The sequence below is a fragment of the Micromonospora sp. NPDC005220 genome, from assembly GCF_040607895.1.
Taxonomy (GTDB): Bacteria; Actinomycetota; Actinomycetes; order Mycobacteriales; family Micromonosporaceae; genus Micromonospora.
Map to the genome: position 1 here is coordinate 1 of NZ_JBEXHP010000207.1, position 4,781 is coordinate 4,781.

Below are 4,781 nucleotides of genomic sequence, written 5' to 3' on the forward strand. Positions count from 1 at the left end.
GCACACCGGCCGAACTGGTCGCCACCGGCGACACCCTCACCGCCGCCCACCCGTGGCGTTCCGCGCTGGGCTCCGACCCGCCTCGGGGCAGTGGTGTCAGCTCTGGCCGACCACCGCCGGGTCGTTGACGTACTCGCGGAGATGGGCGGCGGTGAGGGTGTCGCCGGTGGCGACCAGTTCGGCCGGTGTGCCGGTGAAGACGATGTGGCCGCCGTCGTGGCCGGCGCCGGGGCCGAGGTCGATGAGCCAGTCGGCGTGGGCCATGACCGCCTGGTGGTGCTCGATGACGATCACCGTGTTTCCGGCGTCGACCATGCGGTCGAGCAGGGCCAGGAGTTGGTCCACGTCGGCCAGGTGCAGGCCGGTGGTCGGCTCGTCCAGAACGTACGTGGTGGTCTTCTCGGCCAGGTGGATGGCGAGCTTGAGTCGTTGCCGTTCCCCGCCGGACAGGGTGGTCAGCGGCTGACCGAGGCTGAGGTAGCCCAACCCGACGTCGACCAGTCGGCCGAGGATGGCGTGTGCCGGCCCGCCAGGGAAGAACGCGTACGCCTCGGTGACGGACATGGCCAGCACTTCGCTGATGTTCTTGCCGCGCAGCGTGTACGTGAGCACCTCGTCGGTGAAGCGTCGCCCCTCGCACCGTTCGCAGACGCTGGCGACGCCGGCCATCATCGCCAGGTCGGTGTAGATGAGCCCGATTCCCTTGCAGGCCGGGCAGGCGCCCTCGGAGTTGGCGCTGAACAGCGCGGCCTTGACCCCGTTGGCCTTGGCGAAGGCGGTACGGATCGGGTCGAGCAGCCCGCTGTAGGTGGCCGGGTTGCTGCGTCGTGAGCCACGGATCGGGGACTGGTCGACGATGACGACCCCGGACCGGCCGCGCAGCGACCCGTGGATCAGTGAGCTCTTGCCGGAGCCGGCCACGCCGGTGACCACGGTGAGGACCCCGAGCGGGATGTCCACGTCCACGTCGCGCAGGTTGTGCAGGTCGGCCTGGCGGATGGGGAGCTGCCCGGTCGGTCGGCGTACGTCGGAGCGCACTGTCACCCGGTGATCCAGGTGCCGCCCGGTGAGCGTGTCGGAGCGGCGCAGGCCCGGGACGTCGCCGGTGAAGCAGATCCGGCCCCCGTCGGTGCCGGCGCCCGGCCCGAGGTCGACCACGTGATCGGCGATGGCGATGGTCTCCGGTTTGTGCTCCACCACCAGCACGGTGTTGCCCTTGTCGCGCAGCCGCAGCAGCAGGTCGTTCATCCGGGCGATGTCGTGCGGGTGCAGACCGACAGTGGGTTCGTCGAAGACGTACGTGACGTCGGAGAGGCTGGAGCCGAGGTGCCGGACCATTTTCACCCGTTGCGCCTCCCCGCCGGAGAGGGTCGCCGACTCACGGTCCAGGCTGAGGTAGCCCAGGCCGATCTCGACCAGGGAGTCCAGCAGGTCGCGAAGGTTGGCTACCAGCGGCGCGGCCCCCGGGTCGTCGACGGTACGGACGAACGCGGCCAGGTCGCTGATCTGCATGGCCGAGCAGTCGGCGATGGTGTGCCCGGCGATCCGTGAGGACAGGGCCGCCGCGTTGAGTCTTGTGCCACCGCAGTCGCCGCAGCTGGTGAAGGTGACCGCGCGGTCGACGAAGGCGCGGATGTGCGGTTGCATCGACTCGCGGTCCTTGGTCAGGAGGAGCCGCTTGACCTTGACCGCCAGACCCTCGTACGTCCAGCTGTTGCTGCCCACCTTGATCTTCGTGGCCGGCTTGTGCAGGAGGTCCTCCCACTGCTGCGGTGTGAAGTCCTGGAGTTTGACGTCCGGGTCGAACAGGCCGGAGCCGACGATGGTCTGCCAGTACCAGGAGTCGACAGCGAAGTTGGGCACGGTGATCGCGCCGTCGTTGAGCGAGCGCTCGACGTCCACCAGCTCGTTGATGTCGAGGTCGGAGACCCGGCCCAGCCCTTCGCAGGTGGGGCACATGCCCTCGGGCAGGTTGAAGCTGAACGCCCCGGCGCCGCCGATGGACGGCTGGCCGAGTCGGCTGAAGAGGATCCGCAGCATGGCGTACGCGTCGGTGGCGGTGCCGACTGTGGAGCGGGAGTTGACCCCCATCCGTTCCTGGTCGACGACGATGGCGGCGCTGAGGTTGCGCAGCGAGTCGACGTCCGGCCGGTTGAGGTTGGGCATGAACGACTGGAGGAACGCGCTGTAGGTCTCGTTGATCATGCGCTGGGATTCGGCGGCGATGGTGCCGAAGACAAGTGACGACTTGCCCGACCCGGAGACGCCGGTGAAGACGGTCAACCGGCGCTTGGGGATGTCGACCGAGACGTTGGCGAGGTTGTTCTCCCGCGCCCCGCGTACCTCGATCATGTCGTGGCTGTCGGCGGCGGACCATGCTGGCTGCGACATGCGAACCCTTCACGGAATCGTGGCGGGACCCCTCCCGCCGGACACTGGCGGGTTCAATTGTCTCATTCATCCCCATGTAGAGACTTTCACCGACGTGTAAGCGTGAGCGGAGGCAGGACGCCCCGGAAAGTCTCAAATCACGTCGTAAGCGGTACGGTGACGCGCGTGGACGTCGCCCCGAAGGATCGGCTGCGCGCGGTGGACCTGGCGGCCACCGTCGGGATCTCCGTGCAGCAGGTGCGCAACTACGTCGAGTTGGGTGTGCTGCCGCCGGTGCGCCGCACCGCGAGCGGCTACCGGATCTTCACGGCCGAGCACGCCCGGGCGCTGACGGTGGCGCGGCGGTTGGCCGAGGGGCACGGCTGGAGCCGTACCCGGGAGATCATGGCGGCGGTGCACTCCGGTGACCTGCCGGCGGCCCTGGCGGCGCTCGACGGCGGCCATGCCGAGCTGGACCGCGAACGCGCCGAGATCAGCCGGGTGCTCGGCGCCTTCGAGACCGTGCTGGCCAGCCCACCGTCAGCCCGGCCCGCGCCACGCCGCGGCGCCCGCATCGGCGAGGTCGCCGCCCTGGTCGGCGTCCGGACCTCGCAGCTGCGGCTCTGGGAGGAGCGCGAGCTGCTGCGGCCGGGCCGCACCCCGGGCACCAACTACCGGGTGTACGACGAGGCGGAGCTTCGCGCCGCGCAGGTCATCGCGTTGCTGCGTCGGGGCGCGTATCCCTTCGAGATCATCGCGGCGGTGCTGGGCGAGCTGCGGACCACCGGCAGCGCCCAGCGGGTCCGCGCCGAGCTGGCCCGCCGTGAGCAGGAGCTGCACACCCGCAGCCTGCGCCGACTGCGGGGCAGCGCCGCCCTGCACGACTACCTGCTCGGTCGTGGCGACGCGGCTTGACCGCCATCCCGTCCCGCCGAGCGACCTCCGTGACTAGGGTCGGGCACATGAGAGCTGCGCTGCTGGCGGCCACGACGTTCGCCGTCCTGCTCGCTCCGGTGCCGATGGGTGCGGCCGGAGCCTCCGCTGCGCCGACGGTGCGCTGCCCAGGGGTCCCGGCGGTGTCCCGCCCGCCCCGGCCGTCGCCCCCGCCCGCCGTCCCCGCGCAGCGGGTGGTCGGCGGCGCGGCGCTCGACACGGCCGGGCTGGTCGTGCCGGCTGGCGTCGCCGCCCCACCGAAGGTCACCGCCACCTCGTGGCTGGTCGCCGACCTGGACAGCGGCCAGGTACTCGGTGGCTGCGGCCCCCATGAATACGGCACCCCGGCGAGCGTGCAGAAGCTCCTGCTGGCGGCCACCATGCTGCCCAAGCTCGACCCGAAGCAGACGGTCACCGTCACCGAGGCGGACATGGACATCGAACCCGGCTCCTCGGCCGTGGGTCTGGTCGAGGGCGGCCGGTACACCATCGAGACCATCTGGCTCGGGCTGCTGCTCAACTCCGGCAACGAGGCCGCCAACGCGCTGGCCCGACTCGGCAGCGGGACGGACAGCGCCGCCGGTGTACGCGCCATGAACGAGCAGGCACACCACCTCGGCGCACTCCAGACGCACGCGGTCACCCCGTCCGGGTTGGACGGCAAGGGGCAGTTCACCAGCGCGTACGACCTGGCGCTGATCGCCCGGGCCTGCTTCGCCCAGCCGGCCTTCCGCCGGTACGCGCTGACCGAGCAGACGTCGATTCCGGCCCAGCCGGCGCAACGCACCAAGGGCTTCGAGATTCAGAACGAGAACCAGCTCATCTACCGGTACCCGGGGGCGCTCGGCGGCAAGACCGGCTTCACCGACCTGGCCCGGCACACCTACGTGGGCGCGGCCGAACGCGGCGGGCGGCGGCTGGTGGTCACCCTGCTGGGCGCCGAGTCGACGCCAATGCGTGGCTGGGAACAGGGCGCGGCCCTGTTGGACTGGGGCTTCACACTGCCCCGCGGCGCGTCCGTGGGCCGGCTGGTCGAGCCCGGCGAGCTGACCGCCACGCCGTCGGCGGCGCCGTCCGCGTTGGCGGCACCCGGCGTGCCCCGGCCGGCGGCGGCCAGCGGTCCCGCGCGTACCGGATCGGGGTGGCTCTGGTCGGTGATCGCGGTGAGCGGCGCGACGGTGGTGGCGTTGTCCGGTGGCCTGCTGTGGCGGCGGCGCCGTCGGTTGCCGTGACGGATCGACATCAGGCGCTGCCCTCCATAGACTCCGGTCTTTCTGGCACCACCAGTCCAGGAGGATCCCTGTGTCGAGTGAACCCGAACCGCGCACCGCAGTGGCGGCACCCCGCCGGCCGGTGCGCGCCCTGACCCGCCTCGCGGGGGTGACAGTGCTCGCCGGGGCGCTGGTCGCCGGAGCGTCCGCCACCGCGCTCGCCGCCCCGGGCCCGTCGGCCGACGGGGTGCGCGTGTCCGCCGCGCC

General features: G+C 71.4%; 3 protein-coding genes. 2 read left to right on the forward strand and 1 reads right to left on the reverse strand.

Features of this window, described 5'->3' with window-relative positions; translation table 11 throughout:
* Positions 1–96 precede the first annotated feature (96 nt).
* The gene (locus ABZU52_RS31910; protein WP_354974634.1) at positions 97–2,391 is read right to left on the reverse strand and encodes an excinuclease ABC subunit UvrA; all 2,295 of its coding nucleotides are present in this window, start codon (positions 2,389–2,391) and stop codon (positions 97–99) included.
* Positions 2,392–2,556: 165 nt separating this feature from the next.
* Here ABZU52_RS31910 and ABZU52_RS31915 point away from each other — a divergent pair, with 165 nt between their 5' ends.
* Positions 2,557–3,285 (forward strand): MerR family transcriptional regulator, encoded by a 729-nt coding sequence (locus ABZU52_RS31915; protein ID WP_354974635.1) that lies wholly within the window; start codon positions 2,557–2,559, stop codon positions 3,283–3,285.
* Between the two features lie 47 nt (positions 3,286–3,332).
* The gene (locus ABZU52_RS31920; protein WP_354974636.1) at positions 3,333–4,535 is read left to right on the forward strand and encodes a D-alanyl-D-alanine carboxypeptidase; all 1,203 of its coding nucleotides are present in this window, start codon (positions 3,333–3,335) and stop codon (positions 4,533–4,535) included.
* Positions 4,536–4,781 lie beyond the last annotated feature (246 nt).